Origin of the sequence: Phytohabitans houttuyneae (assembly GCF_011764425.1) — a bacterium.
GTDB classification, from domain to species: Bacteria; Actinomycetota; Actinomycetes; order Mycobacteriales; family Micromonosporaceae; genus Phytohabitans; species Phytohabitans houttuyneae.
Window position 1 is genome coordinate 5,000,503 of record NZ_BLPF01000001.1, and the last position, 19,673, is coordinate 5,020,175.

Annotated in this window: 17 protein-coding genes and 2 pseudogenes; 9 read left to right on the forward strand and 10 right to left on the reverse strand. The window is 70.9% G+C overall.

From position 1 onward, the window contains the following. Window positions 1-53: 53 nt before the first annotated feature. From biuH to hpxZ, 4 genes are all read left to right on the forward strand, one after another. Window positions 54-746 carry a biuret amidohydrolase gene (biuH, locus tag Phou_RS23165; RefSeq protein WP_173057922.1) on the forward strand — a complete coding sequence of 231 codons (693 nt, stop codon included), beginning with the start codon at window positions 54-56 and terminating at the stop codon, window positions 744-746. Further along, on the forward strand, window positions 743-1,414 hold the full coding sequence (locus Phou_RS23170; RefSeq protein ID WP_173057923.1) for a cysteine hydrolase family protein: 672 nt from the start codon (window positions 743-745) through the stop codon (window positions 1,412-1,414). Before biuH ends, Phou_RS23170 begins: the two co-directional genes overlap by 4 nt. Next, a complete protein-coding gene (locus tag Phou_RS23175) occupies window positions 1,411-2,988 on the forward strand; it encodes a regulator (RefSeq protein ID WP_218579068.1) in 1,578 nt (525 codons plus the stop codon). Before Phou_RS23170 ends, Phou_RS23175 begins: the two co-directional genes overlap by 4 nt. A 68-nt stretch (window positions 2,989-3,056) precedes the next feature. Then, on the forward strand, window positions 3,057-3,452 hold the full coding sequence (hpxZ, locus tag Phou_RS23180; protein WP_173057924.1) for an oxalurate catabolism protein HpxZ: 396 nt from the start codon (window positions 3,057-3,059) through the stop codon (window positions 3,450-3,452). A gap of 67 nt (window positions 3,453-3,519) precedes the next feature. Here hpxZ and Phou_RS23185 read toward each other — a convergent pair whose 3' ends face one another. After that, on the reverse strand, window positions 3,520-3,723 hold the full coding sequence (locus Phou_RS23185; protein WP_173057925.1) for an exodeoxyribonuclease VII small subunit: 204 nt from the start codon (window positions 3,721-3,723) through the stop codon (window positions 3,520-3,522). A gap of 41 nt (window positions 3,724-3,764) precedes the next feature. Then, window positions 3,765-4,994 (reverse strand): exodeoxyribonuclease VII large subunit, encoded by a 1,230-nt coding sequence (gene xseA, locus Phou_RS23190; protein ID WP_173057926.1) that lies wholly within the window; start codon window positions 4,992-4,994, stop codon window positions 3,765-3,767. 81 nt (window positions 4,995-5,075) lie between these two features. On the opposite strand from xseA, the gene Phou_RS23195 reads away from it, so the two are divergent. Next, window positions 5,076-6,083: a 4-hydroxy-3-methylbut-2-enyl diphosphate reductase gene (locus Phou_RS23195; protein WP_173057927.1), complete on the forward strand. Its 1,008-nt coding sequence runs from the start codon at window positions 5,076-5,078 to the stop codon at window positions 6,081-6,083. Here the strand turns inward: Phou_RS23195 and Phou_RS23200 are convergent. Next, window positions 6,060-7,199, reverse strand: coding sequence for a DNA recombination protein RmuC (locus Phou_RS23200; protein ID WP_173057928.1), 1,140 nt, complete (start codon window positions 7,197-7,199; stop codon window positions 6,060-6,062). The two genes, Phou_RS23195 and Phou_RS23200, sit on opposite strands and share 24 nt — an antisense overlap. Before the next feature lie 53 nt (window positions 7,200-7,252). Here Phou_RS23200 and Phou_RS23205 point away from each other — a divergent pair, with 53 nt between their 5' ends. Next, a complete protein-coding gene (locus Phou_RS23205; RefSeq protein ID WP_173057929.1) occupies window positions 7,253-8,023 on the forward strand; it encodes a hypothetical protein in 771 nt (256 codons plus the stop codon). A gap of 80 nt (window positions 8,024-8,103) precedes the next feature. Continuing rightward, entirely contained in the window at window positions 8,104-8,769 is a 666-nt protein-coding gene (locus tag Phou_RS23210; protein WP_173057930.1) for a hypothetical protein, read from the forward strand. Between the two features lie 255 nt (window positions 8,770-9,024). Here the strand turns inward: Phou_RS23210 and valS are convergent, their stop codons facing one another. The 5 genes and pseudogenes from valS to Phou_RS23235 all read right to left on the reverse strand — a co-directional run bounded on the left by valS (window position 9,025) and on the right by Phou_RS23235 (window position 17,300). Further along, on the reverse strand, window positions 9,025-11,538 hold the full coding sequence (gene valS / locus Phou_RS23215) for a valine--tRNA ligase (protein WP_173057931.1): 2,514 nt from the start codon (window positions 11,536-11,538) through the stop codon (window positions 9,025-9,027). Between the two features lie 217 nt (window positions 11,539-11,755). Beyond that, window positions 11,756-13,588, reverse strand: a complete 1,833-nt coding sequence (locus Phou_RS23220; RefSeq protein ID WP_173057932.1) for an ABC transporter ATP-binding protein — start codon at window positions 13,586-13,588, stop codon at window positions 11,756-11,758. Next, window positions 13,572-15,289 (reverse strand): annotated as a pseudogene (locus Phou_RS23225) (ABC transporter ATP-binding protein). The gene Phou_RS23220 and the pseudogene Phou_RS23225 overlap by 17 nt, the downstream one beginning before the upstream one ends. A 110-nt stretch (window positions 15,290-15,399) precedes the next feature. Then, a complete protein-coding gene (locus Phou_RS23230; protein WP_173057933.1) occupies window positions 15,400-15,900 on the reverse strand; it encodes a methylated-DNA--[protein]-cysteine S-methyltransferase in 501 nt (166 codons plus the stop codon). After that, entirely contained in the window at window positions 15,897-17,300 is a 1,404-nt protein-coding gene (locus Phou_RS23235) for an AlkA N-terminal domain-containing protein (protein ID WP_173057934.1), read from the reverse strand. Before Phou_RS23235 ends, Phou_RS23230 begins: the two co-directional genes overlap by 4 nt. Before the next feature lie 98 nt (window positions 17,301-17,398). Between Phou_RS23235 and ychF the strand changes: the two genes are divergently transcribed. Then, the gene (ychF, locus tag Phou_RS23240) at window positions 17,399-18,484 is read left to right on the forward strand and encodes a redox-regulated ATPase YchF (RefSeq protein ID WP_173057935.1); all 1,086 of its coding nucleotides are present in this window, start codon (window positions 17,399-17,401) and stop codon (window positions 18,482-18,484) included. A gap of 10 nt (window positions 18,485-18,494) precedes the next feature. Here ychF and Phou_RS23245 read toward each other — a convergent pair whose 3' ends face one another. Then, window positions 18,495-18,815 carry a 4a-hydroxytetrahydrobiopterin dehydratase gene (locus tag Phou_RS23245; protein WP_371872196.1) on the reverse strand — a complete coding sequence of 107 codons (321 nt, stop codon included), beginning with the start codon at window positions 18,813-18,815 and terminating at the stop codon, window positions 18,495-18,497. A 152-nt stretch (window positions 18,816-18,967) separates the two neighbouring features. Between Phou_RS23245 and Phou_RS23250 the strand changes: the two genes are divergently transcribed. Beyond that, on the forward strand, window positions 18,968-19,402 hold the full coding sequence (locus tag Phou_RS23250; protein WP_281365079.1) for a (deoxy)nucleoside triphosphate pyrophosphohydrolase: 435 nt from the start codon (window positions 18,968-18,970) through the stop codon (window positions 19,400-19,402). Window positions 19,403-19,451: 49 nt separating this feature from the next. On the opposite strand, the pseudogene Phou_RS55580 reads toward Phou_RS23250, so the two are convergent. Further along, window positions 19,452-19,670: pseudogene (locus tag Phou_RS55580) on the reverse strand (succinate dehydrogenase/fumarate reductase iron-sulfur subunit); the annotation flags it as partial. Window positions 19,671-19,673 lie beyond the last annotated feature (3 nt).

Sequence of the window (19,673 nt, forward strand, 5' to 3'; positions counted from 1 at the left end):
CGCCGTTACGCCAGCGACTCGGGTGGGTAACGGTTCGGTCGACAATCGACTATATGCCAGGCTCAACCATCGGACCCGTCAAGGCGGACCCCTATCTCTGGCCGTACGACGGCGCGGCTCCGGTCGCGCGTACCGCTCTGCTCTGCATCGACTGGCAGACCGACTTCTGCGGTCCCGGTGGCTACGTCGACAGCATGGGCTACGACATCGCACTCACGCGGGCCGGTCTGCCCGCGACCCAGCGGCTGCTCTCGCACGCCCGCGACCTCGGCATGCTGGTCATACACACCCGTGAAGGGCATGATCCCGACCTCGCCGACCTGCCGCCGAACAAGCGCTGGCGCTCAGCGCAGATCGGCGCCGAGATCGGCTCGGCCGGCCCGTGCGGGCGGATCCTGGTCAAGGGCGAGCCGGGTTGGGAGATCGTGCCGGAGGTCGCGCCGGCACCCGGCGAGGTGGTCATCGACAAGCCCGGCAAGGGCGCGTTCTACGCCACCAACCTCGACCTTGTACTCCGCACCCGCGGCATCACCCACCTCATCCTCACCGGCATCACGACCGACGTCTGCGTGCACACGACGATGCGCGAGGCGAACGACCGCGGGTACGAGTGCCTGATCCTCTCCGACTGCACGGGCGCCACCGACGCGGGCAACCACGCCGCCGCGCTGCACATGGTGACCATGCAGGGCGGCGTCTTCGGCTGCGTCGCGACGTCGGACGCGGTTATCGAGGCGACGTCGTGACCACGGTGGAGGCGCGGCCGGCGCCGTTCACGTTCGACCCGATCAGCACGGCCCTGCTGGTCATCGACATGCAGCGGGACTTCCTGCTGCCGGGTGGGTTCGGCGAGACGCTCGGCAACGACGTCAGCCAGCTCCGCCGCACGATCGCACCGCTCGCGGCGCTGCTCGCGGCGTGGCGGGCGGCCGGGCTCACCGTCATCCACACGCGCGAGGGGCACCTGCCCGACCTCTCCGACTGCCCGCCTGCCAAGCTCGCCCGCGGTGCGCCGAGCATGCGGATCGGGGACGAGGGGCCGCTGGGTCGCATCCTGATCCGCGGCGAGTACGGCCACGACATCGTCGACGAACTCGCGCCGGTACCGGGTGAGCCGGTGGTCGACAAGCCGGGCAAAGGCGCGTTCTACGCCACCGAACTGGGTGAGCTGCTCGACGAGCGCAAGGTGGTCAGCCTCCTCGTCGCCGGTGTGACGACCGAGGTCTGCGTGCACACCACGGTCCGCGAGGCGAACGACCGCGGGTACGAGTGCCTCGTGCTCGCCGACTGCGTCGGGTCCTACTTCCCGGAGTTTCAGCGGGTGGGGCTCGAAATGATCGCCGCACAGGGCGGCATCTTCGGTTGGGTCGCCGACTCGACCAACGTGCTCAGAGCCCTTCGGGAGGAGCCGTGAAACTTCCTTACTGGGTGCGCGGGGACACCAACGCATTCTTCGGCTTCGGCGTCAATGTGCTGGTCAACGTCCTCACGCTGACCGGGCTGTGCATCGGCGTCGTACACATGGCCTCGGGCGACGTGTTCGGCACGGTGCTGCCGGCGCTCGGCGTCGCCCTCGTCTTCGGCAACATCTACTACACGTACCTGGCGCGGCGGCTGGCCCGGAAGGAAAACCGCGCGGACGTGACGGCGATGCCGTACGGGCCGAGCGTGCCGCACATGTTCATCGTGATCTTCGTGATCATGCTGCCGATCTACCTGCGCACGGACGACCCGATGCGCGCGTGGCAGGCGGGTCTGGCGTGGGCCTTCATCATCGGCGTGATCGTCCTCATCGGAGCGTTTGTCGGACCCTACATCCGCAAGTACGCGCCGCGCGCCGCGCTGCTGGGCACGCTGGCCGGCATCTCCATCACGTTCATCTCGATGAACCCGGCCGCGCAGATGTGGGACATGGCCTGGATCGCGCTGCCGGTGTTCGCGCTGCTGCTCATCGGCCTTCTGACGGACATCAAGCTGCCCGGCAACATCCCGATCGGCCTCGCCGCTCTCCTGGTGGGTACGGCGATCGGCTGGATCGGCGGCGCGATGTCGGTACCGGACGTCGAGTCGGCCGCGGGGGACATCGCCGTGGCGGTGCCGGATCTCAAGCTGGGGCTGCTCTTCGACGGCCTCGGTGACATGGCGCCGTTGCTGGCGACCGCGATCCCGTTGGGCGTCTACAACTTCACCGAGGCGATGACCAATGTGGAGAGTGCGGCCACGGCGGGCGACAACTACAACCTTCGCAGCGTACTGCTCGCCGACGGTGCCGGCGCGGTCATCGGCTCCGCGCTCGGCTCGCCGTTCCCGCCGGCTGTCTACGTTGGACACCCGGGATGGAAGGCGGCGGGCGGACGCACCGGCTATTCCATGGCGACGGGCGTGGTCATCGCACTGCTCTGTTTCCTCGGCATGTTCGGCCTGCTCGGTGCGCTGCTACCGACACCCGCCATCGTGCCCATCCTGCTCTACATAGGACTACTGATCGGCGCGCAGGCATTCCAGGCGACTCCGCGGGCACACGCGGCCGCGGTGGTGGCCGCGCTGATACCCAACATCGCGGCGTGGGCCAGCGGCCAGATGGACAACGCGCTCGCTGCGGCCGGCACGTCGGCGGCCCAGGTCGGCGACGCGGCGCTGGAAGGTGCGGGCGTCTTCTACCACGGCCTGCTCGTCCTCGGGCAGGGCGCGATCCTGGCCGGGCTGGTACTCGGTGCGATTGTCGCGTTCATCATCGACAAGCGCTTCTGGCATGCGGCGGTCTTCGCCGGCTCGGGGGCGGTGCTGTCGTTCATCGGCCTCATCCACGGGGAGAAGGTGGCCTGGAACGCGAACGGGCAGGTCGCGCTCGGCTACGCCTTCATCGCCGTGGTCTGCGTCGGGTTTGCGCTGGCCAAGGTGCCACCGCGGGAGCCCGAGCCGGGCGAGGACGACGCGGAGGTGCCGGCACCCCGCCCGGCGCCCGACCTCGAAAAGGCGGCCGCCTGACACGTGGGGCGACGGTCGCAGGGCCCGCTGCGACCGTCGCCCCATCCCCCACGAAAGGACCCCACTCGATGGAGATCAACCGCCCCGACGTGGTGGCCGAGGTGAGCCGGGCGTTCGCCGCGTACGAGTCGGCTCTCGTCGCGGGCGAGCCCGACCGCATCGTCGACTTCTTCTGGCAGTCGCCGGAGACCGTCCGCTACGGCATCGCCGACCACCAGGTCGGCATCGAGGAGCAGCGGACCTGGCGATGGGCCCAGGCACCGCTGCCCGCCGGGCGGCGGCTGCGCGACACCCGGATCACCACATTCGGTATCGACTACGCCGTGGTCAACACGATGTTCCACTACCCCGGCAGCACCATCGTGGGCCGGCAGTCCCAGACCTGGGTCCGCCTGCCGGCCGGCTGGCGCATCGTGGCCGCGCACGTCTCCGAGCCGGCCGCCTCCGCGGTCCCGTCCAGTTGATCAGGGACTTGGTGGAGCGGCGCGCCGACGGACACGCCGACCAACTCCCTGATCAACGGGGAGGGGGTTAGGCGTCTTCGCGGGCGGCCTTCGCGGCCTCCAGGCGGGCGCGGGCGCCGTCCAGCCACCGCTGGCAGATGTCGGCGAGCTGCTCGCCACGCTCCCAGAGCGCGAGCGACTCCTCCAGTGAGCCGCCGCCGGTCTCCAGCCGCTCCACCACGGAGGCCAGCTCCGCGCGGGCCTGCTCGTAGCTCAACTGCGGCTCGCTCATGGTCGGTCACCCTACCCGTGGCGCGGCGGCGGTCCGGTGACTCACCCCGGTGAGTCGGTCACCTGGGCGGACAGGTCGCCGGCCGCGAGCCGTACCCGAAGATCGTCTCCCTTGGCCACGTCGGAGGGCGCCCGGACCACGTGGCCGTCCGCACGCTGCACGATCGCGTACCCGCGCTCCAGCGTCGCGGCGGGTGACAGCGCGCGGAGGCGGGCCAGCGTGTGGCGCAGGTCGCCGGCGGCGGCGGTGAGCTTGTGGTCCAGCGTGCGGGAGGCGCGGTCGCGGAGCGCGCCCACCTCGGTCGCGCGCTGATCGATCATGACGTGCGGGCGGGCGAGGACCGGGCGGGAGCGGATCGAGTCGAGGCGGTGCTGCTCGCGGTCGAGCAGGCCGGTGACCGCGCGACCCAGCCGCTGCCGGGCGAGGCCGATCAGGCGCAGCTCCTCGGCCAGGTCGGGCACGATCCGCTTGGCGGCGTCGGTCGGTGTCGAGGCGCGCACGTCGGCCACGTAGTCGAGCAGCGGGATGTCGGTCTCGTGGCCGATCGCGCTGACCACGGGCGTACGGCAGTCGGCGACCGCGCGGCACAGCGCCTCGTCGGAGAAGGGCAGCAGATCTTCGACGCTCCCGCCGCCGCGCGCGATGATGATCACATCGATCGTCTCGTCGCCGTCGAGCACCTTGAGCGCGTCGATCATCTGTGGCACCGCGGTCGGCCCCTGCACGGCCACGTTGATCACGCGGAACTCCACCGCCGGCCACCGGCGGCGGGCGTTGGTGAGCACGTCCCGCTCGGCGGCCGACGAGCGCCCGGTCATCAGCCCGATCCGCGACGGCAGGAACGGCGGGCGGCGCTTGCGCTCGCGCGCGAAGAGTCCTTCGGCGGCGAGCTGCTTCTTGAGGCGCTCCAGGCGGGCCAGCAGCTCGCCCAGCCCCACCTGCCGGATCTCGTCGGCCCGCAGACTGAGCGTGCCCCGCGCCGCGTAGAACTCGGGCTTTGCGTGCAGGACGACGCGGGCGCCCTCTTCGAGGTTCGGGGCGCCGATGTCCAGTACATCCCGGTTTGTCGTAACCGTCAGGCTGAGGTCGGCCGACGGATCACGCAGTGTGAGGAAGACGGTGCTCGCGCCCGGGCGGCGGCTGATCTGGGCCACCTGCCCGTCGACCCACACCCACCCGAGCTTGGCCACCCACGCGCCGACCTTCTGGCTGACCACCCGGACCGGCCACGGCTCCTCGGGCGTGCTCTTGGGCGTCTCGGGCTGCGTCACGCTGGCCAGCCTATGTGCCGTACGGGGTAATCCCGGTCTCGGCCAGGGCCGGTGGCGCGGCGTGGCACGTACGATGGCCGGGTGACCGAGATCCGGAAGCGCGTGCTGCTGGCCAAGCCCCGCGGGTACTGCGCAGGCGTCGACCGCGCCGTGCAGACCGTCGAGGAGGCGCTCAAGCTCTACGGGCCGCCGATCTACGTGCGCAAGCAGATCGTCCACAACAAGCACGTGGTGTCGACGCTCGAGGCAAAGGGCGCCATCTTCGTCGAGGAAAACGAGGAGGTCCCCGAGGGGGCCATCGTGATCTTCTCGGCGCACGGCGTGGCGCCGGAGGTGTACGAGCAGGCCAAGGCGCGTTCGCTCAAGGCCATCGACGCGACGTGCCCGCTGGTGACCAAGGTGCACCAAGAGGCGAAGCGGTTCGCGGCCGACGACTACGACATCCTGCTCATCGGCCACGAGGGCCACGAGGAGGTCATCGGCACGGCCGGTGAGGCGCCCGCGCACGTCCAGCTCGTCGACGGACCGGAAGGCGCCGACAAGGTCACCGTGCGTGACCCGTCAAAGGTCGTGTGGCTCTCCCAGACGACGCTCTCCGTCGACGAGACGATGGAGACCGTGGCCCGGCTCAAGCAGCGGCTCCCGCTGCTCCAGTCGCCGCCCAGCGACGACATCTGCTACGCCACGCAAAACCGCCAGCACGTGGTCAAGGAGATCGCGCCGCAATGCGACGTGGTGCTCGTCGTGGGCTCGCGCAACTCCTCCAACTCGGTGCGGCTTGTCGAGGTCGCCATCGACGCCGGCGCGCGCGGCGGTCACCTGGTCGACTACGCGCACGAGATCGCCGACGAGTGGCTGGAGGGCGCCACCACGGTCGGCGTCACGTCCGGCGCGAGCGTGCCCGACGAGCTTGTCATGCAGGTGCTGGAGCACCTCGCGGCGCGCGGCTTCGCCGACGTGGCCGAGGTCACGACCGCCGACGAGCGGCTGACCTTCTCCCTGCCGCAGGAGCTCAAGCGCGAGATGAAGGCGGCGGCCGCGAGCCGCGCCAAGGAGGCGGCCGCCCTAGTCTCCGACCAGCTCGGGTGACTGGGGCTGGCGCGGCGAGATCTCGACCTGCGCCGGCGCCGGCAGCTCGTCGTCGGAGACGCCCAGCTCGGCCAGCTTGCGGGCGCTGACGAGCACGCGCGCCTCCAGCGAGCCGACCGCCCGGTTGTACGCACTTACCGCGCCGCCGAGCGCCCCGCCGAGCCGGCTCACGTGGTCACCGAGCGTGGAAAGCCGCCCGTAGAGCTCGCGGGCCAGCGTGTGCACCGCGAGCGCGTTTCGGGCCAGGGCCTCCTGACGCCACACGTACGCCACCGTGCGCAGCAGCGCCATCAGCGTCGCCGGCGTGGCGAGCACGACGTTGCGGGCGAACGCGTGCTCCAGCAGCGTGGGGTCGCGCTGCAGCGCCGCGTCGAGAAACGGGTCGGCCGGCACGAAGAGCACCACGAACTCGGGCGTCTGCTCGAACGCGCTCCAGTACGACTTTGCCGCCAGCGCGTCGACGTGGCCGCGCAGGTGGCGGGCGTGCGCGTCGAGGTGCGAGTCGCGGCCCCGCTCGTCGCGCGACTCCATCGCCGCCAGGTACGCCTCGAAGGGAGCCTTGGCGTCGACCACCACCGACCGTCCACCTTGGAGCTTGACGACCAGGTCGGGGCGTACACCCTGGATGTCGTTGACCGCCGTCACCTGCTCGGAGAAGTCGCAGTGCTCCAGCATGCCCGCTGCCTCGACGATCCGCCGCAGCTGGTGCTCACCCCACCGCCCGCGCACCTGAGGCGCCCGGAGCGCGGCGACAAGCTGCTTTGTCTCGGTGCGCAGCTCACCGGAGACCGTGGACATCGCGCGCACCTGCTCGCGCAGCTCCGCGTACGCGTCGACGCGCTCCCGCTCCAGGTCGGCCACCCGCATCTCGTACCGCCGGAGGGACTCGTGCAGCGGTGCGACCGCGCGGGCGACGGCCTCCTGTGACTGTGCGGTGGCCTCATAGGACAGAGCCCGCATCGACTGCTCCAGCCGCTCCTCACCCTCGCGGGTGGCGCGCAGCGTCGCGTCGAGGCGGGCCAGCTCCGCGCTGGCCCGGGCCCGTGCGGCCAGCCACCCGACGGCGCCTCCGGCGCCCAGGCAGACGACCACCACGGCCAGCGTCGAAATGTCCACGTCCGTGAGCTTGCCAAACGAGTACGACGAAACGGGCCGGGTACCGTCGGGACATGGAGTGGTTTTTGCTGGTCGTGCTCGTCGTGCTGATCGCCGGCGGTGCGTTCCTGCTACGGAGGGCGAGCGCGGAGCGGCACGCCCGGGACCTGGCGGACGCGCGGGCCGAGGCACAGCGGTGGTACGAGCGGCTGGGTGGCCAGGTCATGAACCTGCACGGCGACGAGCCGGCTGTCCGGCAGGCGCTGGTGGACGCGGGTGAGCGGTACACGGCCGCGGGCAGCCAGCTGGAGCAGTCCCGGACGGTGCGGCAGTTTGCGCTGGCCAGGGAGACGGCGATCGAGGGGCTGGCGTACGCGCGGGCCGCCCGCGTCGCGCTCGGCCTCGACCCCGGCCCCGACCTGCCGCCGCTGGCCGCCGCCCACGGCGCCGGGCAGCTGACGGTGGAGCGCGAGGTCGATGTTCAGGGCCAGCACTTCAAGGCGGGGCCGCAGCCGGGCAACGACACGCCTTACTACTACCCGGGTGGGCGGGTGCAGGGCCGCCCGGTGCCGGCCGGCTGGTACTCGCAGCCCTGGTGGAAGCCCGCCCTCGCCGGTGCCGCCGGCGCGATCGGCGGTCTGTTGATCTTTGACGCGCTCTTCTCGCCCGCCTTCGCCGACCCGGGGTACGGCTATGACGCCGGGCAGGCGGAGGGCTTCGACGACGGCTCGGGCGGAGGCGACGGCGGCGACGCGGGTGGTGACTACGGGGGCGACTACGGCGGCGGCGACTTCGGCGGCGATGCCGGCTTCGGCGGTGGCGACTTCGGCGGCGGCGACTTCTAGAGCCGTCGGGACAGCCCCCGCCTGGAGGGTAGGGCTAGCTGGATGGTGTTTGCCCGGCCGCGGGGGCAGAGTCGGTTAGCGTGAGCGTAGAGACGCATTCGAGGGCGGGGGTCCAGTCGGTGGCGGTCCAGCCGATGCGGGCCTGGTGGTTCGCGGCCGCCGCCGTGGCCTTCGGCGCCGCGGCCGTGACAGCCGTCGCGCAGGGCACCGGACACTTCCACTGGTGGGCCGGGTTCGTGCTCGTGCCGGGCGCGTTCATCGCGGCGGCCGGCGCGCCGCTGCTCACCCGGGGTGGGGGCAAGGCCGCCACGGGCTACCTGGTGGCCTGGGTCGGCCTGATCGTGTTCGCGGTCGGCGCCATGCTGATGTTCGGCGTGATGACCGATGGCTGGCCCATCATGATCATCCTGCCCACTCTCGCCATCGCCGGGACGTACGCGTGGCGCCCGGCACACCCGCTCGCCCGCGCGTTCCACCGCACGATCGCCACTCTGGCGCTCTGCGGCACCGCGTTGGGCGTGCTGTTTCTGCTGATGAATGCCGGCGTCGTCGACTTCGGCGACACCGACTGGTGGGGCGGCTTCATGATGGCCGCGGCTGTGGCCGTCGCGCTCAACGGGCTGGCACTGCTCCGCCACCAGATCGAATACCGCCTACAGGCCGTCACGCTCGCGGTCTTTCCCGCCCTGATCGTCTTCCTGCTCGGCTTGCGCTTCATCCGCGGCGACTGGCCGACAACCTTCTAGGCCCTGTTTGGAAAATCCTTGCCGGGCTGCGCCGGGCCCAGGCGGCGTCCGGCGGCGTCGGGCGTAAGGCCGCATACAACACCGGTATGTGACCTTGCGTCCGCCACCCCCGGACGCCGCCTGGACTCCGGCTCGCCTCGACAATCCTTTTTCAAACAGGGCCTAGCCCTGCTTCGCATCCGTTGGTGCGAGCGGGATCTTCGAAGCAGGGCCTAGCAAGGCGAGCGGGATCTTTGAAGCAGGGCCCAGTGAGTGTCAGAAGGCGCAGGCGATGACCAGCTCGGGCGTCCGGTCGGGCAGCAGGTCGAGCCGCTCGATGCGGCCGGCCGCCTTGAAGTCGCCGGCCACGCGCGACAGCCGGTCGAGCTGCTCCGCCGGGCCGAGCGCCTCGGCGAGTGGCACCTCCGCCCGCATCGACAGCCGCCGCTCGGACTTGGCCCGCCGCACCTGGGTCAGCGCCGCGCTGGCCACCTTGAGCAGCTCGGGGTCGCCGTCGCTCTTCAGCTCGTAGCGGGAGGGCCAGGGTGCGCGGTGCACCGAGCCGTACCGCCACCACGACCACACCTCCTCGGTCGCGTACGGCAGGAACGGCGCGAACAGCCGCAACTGCACCGAGAGCGCGGTCGCCAGCGCGGCGCGGGCGGAGTCGGCGCCGTCGCGTGAGCCGTACGCCCGCTCTTTGACCAGCTCGATGTAGTCGTCGCAGAACGTCCAGAAGAACGCCTCCGCCGCCTGCAGCGCACCGGTGTGGTCGTAGTCGTCGAGGGCCGCCGTGGCCGTGCGCAGCGCCCCGGCGAGGCCGGCCAGCATCGAGGCGTCCAGCTCCTCGGTCACCGGTGCTCGCAGCGCCTCCGCCGCGCCCAGCCCGAGGGCGAACTTGGACGCGTTGAGCAGCTTTGTCGCCAGCCGCCGGCCGACCTTGATCTGGCGCGGCTCGTAGGCGAGGTCGGTGCCGGGGCGGCCGCTCGCCGCCCAGTACCGGACCGCGTCGGCGCCGTGCTCTTCCAGCAGTGCCATCGGCGTGACCACATTGCCACGGGACTTGGACATCTTCTTGTGGTCGGGGTCGAGGATCCAGCCGGACTGGACAGTGGTGTGCCACGGAAGCACGCCCTGCTCCAGGTGGGCGCGGACCACGGAGGTGAACAGCCAGGTCCGGATGATCTCCTGCCCCTGCGGCCGCAGGTCCATCGGGAACACCCGCGCGAACAGGTCGGGATCCTCTTCCCACCCTCCGATGATCTGGGGTGAAAGCGAGGAAGTAGCCCACGTGTCCATAACATCCGGATCGCCCACGAAACCGCCCGGGCGTCCCCTGTCTTCGGCGGTAAATCCGGCCGGAATGTCCGAAGATGGGTCGATCGGTAGCAGCGCCTCGCTGGGTGTGAGAGGGTGGTTGTGGTCCGGCTCGCCAGCGTCGTCGAGCCGGTACCAGACGGGGATCGGCACCCCGAAAAAGCGCTGGCGGCTGATCAGCCAGTCACCGTTGAGCCCACCCACCCAGTGTTCGTACCGGTGGCGCATGTGCTCCGGCACCCAGCGCAGCTCCCGCCCCCGCTCGAGCAGCGCGTCCCGGAGGCCGGGGTCGCGTCCGCCGTTGCGGATGTACCACTGGCGGGTCCCCACGATCTCCAGCGGCTGCTCGCCGTTTTCGTAGAACTTCACCGGGTGGGTGATCGGCCGTGGCTCGCCGACGAGGTCTTCGCCGAGCAGCTCGACAACCGCCTTGCGGGCGGCCTTGACGGTGAGGCCGGCGAGCGGCGCGTAGGCATCGGCCGGCACGCCCGCCGGCGCTTCGGGCAGCAGCCGCCCGTCTCGCCCGATCACCACGCGGGTGTCCAGCTGCAGCTCGCGCCACCAGGTCACGTCGGCAAGGTCGCCGAACGTGCACACCATCGCGATGCCGGTGCCCTTGGCCGGGTCGGCGAGCGGATGCGCACGCACCGGCACCTCGACACCGAACAGCGGCGTCCGGACCGTGCGGCCGACCAGCGGCGCGTACCGCTCGTCGGAGGGGTGGCACACCAGCGCCACGCAGGCCGGCAGCAGCTCGGGCCGGGTGGTCTCGATCAAGATCGGTGCGTCGCCGTGGAAGCGCAGCTTGTGGTACGCACCGGGCCGCTCGCGGTCCTCCAGCTCCGCCTGGGCCACCGCGGTGCGGAAGCCCACGTCCCACAGCGTCGGCGCCTCGGCGGTGTACGCCTCGCCCCGGGCCAGGTTGCGCAGGAACGCCCGCTGCGACACGAGCCGGGCCCGGTGCCCGATCGTCGTGTACGTCAGCGACCAGTCCACCGACAGCCCCAACCGCCGCCACAACGCCTCGAACGCCTGCTCGTCCTCGGCCGTCAGCCGCTCACACAGCTCGATGAAGTTGCGCCGCGAGATGTTTTCCGGCTTTCCGCTGGGCGCCCACTCCGGGTCGTACGGCAGCGAGGGGTCGCAGCGCACCTGGAAGACGTTTTGCACGCGGCGCTCGGTCGGCAGGCCGTTGTCGTCCCAGCCCATCGGGTAGAACACCATCTTGCCGCGCATGCGCTGGAATCGGGCCACGAGGTCGGTGTGCGTGAACGAGAAGACGTGCCCCATGTGCAGCTCGCCCGATACGGTCGGCGGAGGCGTGTCGATCGCGTATACGTCCGAGCGGTCCTTCGACCGGTCAAACGCGTACGTGCCCTCCTCCTGCCAGCGGCGCGCCCACTTCTCCTCCAGCCCGTCCAGCGTGGGACGGTCCGGGAGACCGGGGCGCGCGGTCCGCACCGTATCAGTCATGCCGTAGAGCGTACGTACGCCCGCGGCGGCGAGCACCGCGTTATCCCTCCGATCTGAAGCCCCTTTGAGCTACCGCGACGTCCGCGGTGGTCCAGACCGTCGCTCCCGCGGCCTCACCCTCCGCCGTTGGCCGCGCGGGTGGAACGCTGCGCTCCACGTTTCCCCCGGGCCCGCGCATGCGGTCCGCGGCTGAAACGGACCGGGGCATATCGCTTTGTCAGATCAGGGACTCGCGCCACTGGCGGTGCAGGTCGGCGTAGCGGCCGCCGCCGGTGATGAGGGTGGCTGGGGGGCCGTCTTCGACGATGCGGCCGGCTTCGAGGACGAGCACGCGGTCGGCGATCTCCACTGTGGACAGGCGGTGGGCGATGACGAGGGCGGTGCGTTCGCGCAGGATGGTGCGGAGGGCGTGCTGGACGAGGCGTTCGCTGGGGACGTCGAGGGATGAGGTGGCCTCGTCGAGGATGAGGACGGTGGGGTCGGCGAGGAAGGCGCGGGCGAACGCGACGAGTTGGCGTTGCCCGGCGGAGAGGCGGCCGCCGCGGCGGTGTACGTCGGTGTCGTAGCCGTGTGGCAGGGCCTCGATGAAGGCGTGCGCGCCGATGGCGCGGGCGGCGTCGGCCACTTCGTCGTCGGTGGCGGTGGGTCGGCCGAAGCGGATGTTGTCGGCGACGGTGCCGGAGAAGAGGTGGTTTTCCTGGGTGACCATGACGACGGCGCGGCGCAGGTCGGTGTCGTTGACGTCGCGCAGGTCGACGCCGTCGAGGGTGACGGTGCCGTCGACGGGGTCGTAGAAGCGGGCGACGAGCTTGGCGATCGTGGACTTGCCGGCGCCGGTGGCGCCGACGAGGGCGACGGTCTGGCCGGCCGGGATGTCCAGGTCGAGGGCGGGCAGGATCGGTTTGTCCGCGCGGTAGTGGAAGGTCACGGCGCGGAACTCGACGGCGCCACCGGCGTCGGCCGGCAGCGGGGTGGGCGTGGACGGTGGGGGGACCGAGGGCTTCTCGTCGAGTACACCGGCGAGTTTTTCCAGGGCGGCGGTGGCTGACTGGAGCGCGTTGTAGAACTGGCTGAGCTCCTGCATGGGTTCGAAGAAGCGGCGTAGGTAGAGCAGGAACGCGGCCAGGACGCCGATCTCGGTGTGGCCTTGCATGACCTGCCAGCCGCCGTAGGTGAGCACGGCGGCGATGGCGATGTTGCCGATGACCTTGATGCCGGGGGAGTAGATGGCGATGAGGCGGAAGGCGTGCAGGTTGGCGCGGCGGTAGTCGTCGTTGAGGTCTTCGAAGATCTGTTGGTTGCGTGGCTCGCGGCGGAATGCCTGTACGGCGCGGATGCCGCCGAGCGACTCGACGAAGTGGACGATGACGAGGGCGACGGCTTCGCGGGTGCGGCGGTACGCGCGGGCGGAGGCGCGGGCGAACCAGCGGGAGAGCCACAGCAGAAACGGGAAGGCCATGAGCGTGACGGCGGCGAGCGGGGCGTCGAGCCAGAGCAGGATGCCGGCGACGGAGAGCACGGAGAGGCCGGCGAGGACGAGGTCGTCGATGCCGCCGTCGACGAGCTCGGCGATGGAGTCCATGTCGCTGGTGAGGCGGGCGACGACGCGGCCGGATGTGTAGCGCTCGTGGAAGTCGATGGAGAGGCGCTGGAAGTGGTCGTACACGCGCTGGCGCAGGTCGAGCAGGACGGCTTGGCCGATGCGGGCGGAGAGGATGAGGAAGCCGCGCTTGCCGAGGTATTCGCCGATGGCCGCGGCCAGGAACGCGGTGGCGATCACGATGAGCACGGTGGGGTCGCCGTCGTCCCGCAGGGGTGGGATGCCCTTGTCGATGCCGAGCATGACGAGGAAGGGGCCGGCCATGCCGGCGGCGTTTTGCAGCAGCAGCAGGCCGATGGCGAGCCCGAGCGCGCGGCGGTGCGGGCGGATCAGCGAGGCGAGCAGCACCCGGCTGCGGGCGCGCAGCCGCACCACCGAGCCGGTCTCCGCCAGGGTCTGATCCGCGGCCTGGTCCGCCGCCCGGCCGCGCCAGCTATCGGCTGACGACACCGCTTCGCTCCACGTCTCCGCCGGGGCCGGTAGCTCCCACGGCTTCGGCGGACAGGGCGGCGCGGTAGGCGGGCACGGTCTCGAGCAGCTCCGAGTGGGTGCCGACGGCGGTGATCTGGCCGTCGGCGAGAAGCGCCACCCGGTCGGCGAGGGCCACTGTGGACGGTCGGTGCACGACGAGCAGCGCGGTCGTGCCGTGCAGCACGCGGGCCAGCGCGTCCTCGACGAGCGCCTCGGTGTGCACGTCGAGCGCCGAGAGCGGATCGTCAAGCACCAGCACGCGCGGGCGGCCGATCACCGCGCGGGCCAGCGCGAGCCGCTGCCGCTGCCCACCGGACAGGGACAGGCCCTGCTCGCCGATGCGGGTGTCGAGGGCCCACGGCAGCTCGTACACAAACTCGGCCTGCGCCACCCGCAGCGCCTCGTAAATCTCGTCGTCGGTGGTCTCGCGGCGGCCGAGGGTCAGGTTTTCCCGCACCGACATCGAGAAGAGCGTCGGATCTTCGAACGCCATGCCCACCAGACGCCGAAGCGAGCCGAGCTTGATGTCGCGGATGTCGCGCCCGTCGAGCGTGATCTGCCCGCCGGTGATGTCGTAGAGGCGCGGCATCAGCGAGACGAGGCTCGTCTTTCCGCAGCCGGTCGTGCCGACGATGGCAAGCGTCTCGCCGGGACGCACGTCGAGGTCGATGCCGCGCAGGACCGGCGTGTCGGTGCCGGGATAGGTGAACGTCACCCCCTCGAACCGCACGTGCCCCGGGACTCGGTCACCGCGACCGCCCCATCACTGTCCACGATGGAGGGCGGGGTGTCGAGCACCTCGTGGATGCGGTCGGCGGCGGTCATCGCCTCCTGCGCGTTTGCGATGATCCAGCCCAGCGACTCGATCGGCCAGATCAGCATCAGCTGGAGCGAGACGAACGCGACGAGCTGGCCGAGCGTCATGTCACCCGCGGCCACCGTGGCGGCGCCGGCGACCAGCACGACCGCGAGCGTGAGGTTGGGCACCAGGTCGAAGCGAGCCGAGCTGAGCGCGAGCAGCCGCCCCTTGCCGATCGCGGTGTCGTGCAGCTGCCGCGCCTCCTGTCCGAAGCGCTTTGCCATGAACGGCCGCCGACCGAACGCCTTGATCGTGCGCAGCCCTTGCGCCGACTCCTCGACGAGCGTGGCGACGTCGCCGAGCTCGTCCTGCATGCGGCGGGACGCCGCGATGTACGCCCGGGAGAAGCGCCGGCTCATGATGAACAGCGGCACCGCGCTCGCCGCCACCAGCAGGCCGAGCGGCCACCGCAGATGGATGAGGAGCGCCACCACCGTGATGTACGTAGCGGTGTTGACGATCAGGAAGACAAGCCCGAACGAGAGGAACCGCCGGATCACCGACAGGTCGGCGGTGACGCGCGACAGCAGCTGCCCGGACTGCCACTGGTCGTGAAAGCCGATCTGCAGGCGCTGGAGATGCGCGTAGACGTCGTTGCGGATCGTGGTTTCCATGCCGAGCGCGGACGCCGCCTGAGTCCATCGCCGGATGAAAATAAGACCTGCCTCGATGAGCCCGAAGGCGGCCGCGAGCCCGCCGAGCCACCACAGGCCGGTCGGGTCGTCGTTGGCGATGGGTCCGTCGACGACACGCTGGACGACAAGCGGGACGGCGATGCTGGCGCCCGTGGCCGCGAACGCCGCGAACACGAGCCAGATCATCAAAGCCAAGTAAGGACGGACATAACGGCGGATGCGCCACAAGTTGTGCACGGGATGGCGCCGGTCACCGTCGTAATGCACACAGTGACGTTAGCTGTTACGTCTGACGTTTACGAGTTTGTTGTCCCCTCGTGTGCCAGAAGCCACTTCTTGATGTCCAGCCCCCAGCGGTATCCGCGAAGTGTCCCGTCCGTGCCCACGACCCGGTGGCAGGGCACGAAAAGCGCGACCGCGTTGCGCGCGCACGCGCTCGCCGCGGCCCGGATCGCCTCGGGGCGGCCGGCCAGCTCGGCGAACCCGGTGTACGTCACCGGCTGCCCCGGCTTCACCTCGCGCAGCACGTCCCAGGCGTGCGCGAGGTAGGCACCGCCGGTGCGCTGCTCGACCGGCACCTCGTCGATCGCCCTCAGATCACCATCCAAATAGGACAGCACCGCCGCGCTCACCGGTCCGAGGTCCGGTCGCGGCCGCGGCTCCTCCCGCAGGCCTGGGTGTACGAGCGCCAGCAGCCGCCCCACGTCGGTGGTGAAGCCGGCCGCACGTACCGCACCCGCGTCGCTGGCCAGGATCGTGAACGGCCCGACGGGCGTGTGCACAACAGTGCTGTTCATGCGTGTCTCCAGAGTCGGATCAGGGCGTACGAGCGCCACGGTGCCCAGCGGGCCGCGTGCGCGTCGAGCGCCTTCGGGTCGTCGGGGAGGCCGAGCGCCTTCGCGCCGCGGCGCACTCCCAGGTCGGTCGGGAGGAACGAGTCGGGGTCGCCGATTCCGCGCATCGCGACGTAGCCGGCGGTCCAGGAGCCGATGCCGGGCAGCCTGGTGAGGTTGCGTACCGCCTCTTCCCGGTCGGCGCCCGGGTCGAGGTCGAGCTCGCCACCGGCGATGGCCGACGCGAGCGCCCGGATCGTGGCCCGGCGTGCGGACGGCATCTTGAACGCCTCGTCCGGCAGCGCCAGCACCTCCTCCGGGCCCGGGAAGAGCGCCTGGCCGGGCGGAACGAGGTTGGTGAGCACCTTCCGCGCGGCGGCCACCGAGATCTGCTGGCCGACGATGGCCCGTACCGCCATCTCGAAGCTGTCCACCGAGCGCGGCACCCGTACGCCCGGCTCCTTTGCCACGATCGGCGCGAGCGCCTCGTCCTCGGCCAGCGCGGTGTCCACCGCCACCGGGTCGGCGTCCAGGTCGAGCAGGCGGCGGCAGCGGGCCACGGCCGGAGCCAGGTCGCGCACGTCGGACAGGCGCAGGAGCGCGGCCACGTAGCCGGGCGTCGGGGTCAGCTCGACCGTTGCGGTGCCGTGCGGGAGGCGCAGCGAACGGCGGTACGTCGTGGTGTCCGCCTCCTCCACGCCCGGCACCGCCCGCAGCGCCAGGAACTCAAGCAGCGACTCGGCGTGCAGCGGCGGCCGGTAAGCCAGGCGCAGGTGGATCGCCCCGGTCTCGGGCGCCGGTCCGCGCTTCTGCTTGCGCAGCCCGGACGGTGCCGAGCCGAACACCTCGCGGATCGTGTCGTTGAACTGCCGCACGCTGCCGAACCCGGCCGCGAACGCGATCTCCGCCAGCCCCAGGTCGGTCGTCTCGATCAGGATGCGCGCGGTCTGCGCCCGCTGCGCCCGGGCCAGCGCGAGCGGGCCCGCACCGAGCTCGGCCACCAGCATGCGGTGCAGGTGGCGCTCGGTGTACCCGAGGCGGCTGGCCAGCCCCGGCACGCCGTCGCGGTCCACCACGCCGTCGGAGATCAGCCGCATCGCCCGGCCGACCACGTCCGCGCGCACGTCCCACTCGGGCGAGCCCGGCGCCGCGTCCGGGCGGCACCGCCGGCAAGCTCGGAAGCCGGCGCGCTGTGCGGCAGCCGCGGACGGGTAGAAGCGCACGTTTTCCGGTTTCGGCGTGACGGCGGGGCAGGACGGCCGGCAGTAGATGCCGGTCGACGTGACAGCGGTGTAGAACCAGCCGTCGAACCGCCCGTCGCGGCTGTCGACGGCCCGGTAGCACCGCTCGAAGTCCAACTCCACGCCATCGATCGTGCCCCGCCCGGCGGCGATAAGCTCGCGGATTTCGGACATGACCGTGGCGGCGGGGTGCGGCGGGCCGGCGCGTAGACTGGCCGCCCGTGAGTCTCACCATCGGCATCGTCGGCCTGCCCAACGTCGGCAAAAGCACGCTGTTCAACGCGCTGACGAAAAACGACGTCCTCGCCGCCAACTACCCGTTCGCCACGATCGAGCCGAACGTCGGCGTCGTCGGGCTGCCCGACCCGCGGCTGCCCAAGCTCGCCGAGCTGTACGACTCGCAGAAGGTGATCCCCGCGCCGGTGTCGTTCGTCGACATCGCCGGGCTCGTGCGCGGCGCGTCGAAGGGGCAGGGCCGGGGCAACGCGTTCCTGGCGAACATCCGCGACGCGAGCGCGATCTGCCAGGTGGTGCGCGCGTTCTCCGACCCGAACGTGGTCCACGTCGACGGCAAGATCTCGCCCGCCGACGACATCGAGACGATCAACACCGAGCTGATGCTCGCCGACCTGCAGACGCTCGAAAAGGCGCTGCCCCGGCTCGAGAAGGAGGCCAAGCTCCGCAAGGACCGGGCTTCGGTCGCCGCCGCCGCTGCCGCCGCCGCAAAGCTGCTCAACGAGGGCGTCACGCTGTACGCCGGCGCCGCCGCGGCCGGCATCGACGTGGCCGAGCTGCGCGAGCTGCACCTGCTCACCACGAAGCCGTTCCTCTACGTCTTCAACGTCGACGAGGAGGAGCTGGCCAACGCGGAGTTCCTGGACGAGCTGCGCGCGATCGTCGCGCCGGCCGAGGCGGTCTTCATGGACGCCAAGGTCGAGTCCGAGCTGATCGACCTGCCCGAAGAGGAGGCCCGCGAGCTGCTGGAGTCGATCGGCCAGCCGGAGCCGGGCCTGCACCAGCTGATCCGGGTCGGCTTCCGCACGCTGGGCCTGCAGACGTACCTCACAGCGGGGCCGAAGGAGGCGCGGGCCTGGACGATCCCGGTCGGCGCCACGGCGCCCGAGGCCGCGGGTGTGATCCACTCCGACTTCCAGCGTGGCTTCATCAAGGCCGAGATCGTCTCGTACGACGACCTGATGGCGGCAGGCTCCATGTCCTCGGCCAAGGCGGCCGGCAAGGTGCGCATGGAGGGCAAGGACTACGTGATGCGCGACGGCGACGTGGTCGAGTTTCGCTTCAACGTCTGAGCGCGGTCGGCTATGCGCCGCTGGTCACGGTCCGGTACGCGTCTTCGATGCGGGCGGCCAGCGTGACCTCGCCCTCGGTGATGGTCTCGCCGTCACGCGGCGTCAGGCGGATCTGGGTGCGCCCGTCGAGGCGCCGGACCTCTGGCTGCAGGTGTAACGCATCGGCGACCACCTTGATACGCTCGGTGAGTGCCGCGTGTTGTGAGTCGTCGATTACCAGCGTGCGCTTGATCTGCCGACCCTCGCGGGTCCAGCCAGGCAGCAGGGTCAGGGCGTCGCTGAGATAGTCACGGCCGGCCCTGCTTCCCCACAGAGCACGCATATGCCACACCTCCCAGGCGTCGTTGCCGGCTTGTGGCCAAATCGTCGCCATCTCGTCATCGTTCGGTGCCCCCCAGTCTTGCCGCTAAGCGGCTGGTGTGTCCACGCCCACATTTCCGTCTTCTGGTGCCCTACAGGACGGCTCAGGCACCCGAATTCCTTATTGATCTGGAAGGCTGGTCGGCCGTGCAGTCCGAACGGATTAACCAAAGGATCATCGTCGGCGCCGCGATCATCGTAGATGGGAAGGTTTTGGCATGCGCTCGATCTGATCCGCCCGAGATGGCCGGTATGTGGGAGTTTCCGGGTGGAAAGGTCGAGCCGGGCGAATCTGACGTCGAAGCGCTTGTCCGCGAGTGCGAGGAGGAGCTCGGCGTCCGGGTCGCGGTCGGCGAACGCGTCGGCGAGGACGTGCTGCTCGGGCACGGGCGGGCGCTGCTGCGCGTGTTCACGGCCGAACTGCTCGACGGGGGCGTCCCGCAGGCCCTGGAGCACGAGGAGCTGCGCTGGCTCGGTGCGGAGGAGCTGCTCTCCGTGCAGTGGCTGCCGGCCGACGCGCCGATCGTGGCCGCCCTGCCACCGTTTCTGAAGCGCTGAGGGCACCCCGGACCACGTCCGGAGTGCCCTCGACACGCTGTTGCCTCGCTCAGTCCCGCTCTGGGTGTGCGTAGTTGAGCCCCTCGGGCGGCAGCGGAAACGTCACGTCGTCGCCGAACGGCGACGGGCCGCCCGGACGGTCGAACGCCACCTCGGAGATCGGCAGCCTGCCGTCATCGCCGACCGGGGCGGTCTGCGGGCGCGGCACCTCGCGGTGCCAGTTGACCCCTTGCTGCTCCACTTCGGACCCTTCCGCGTGCGCACCGACGGT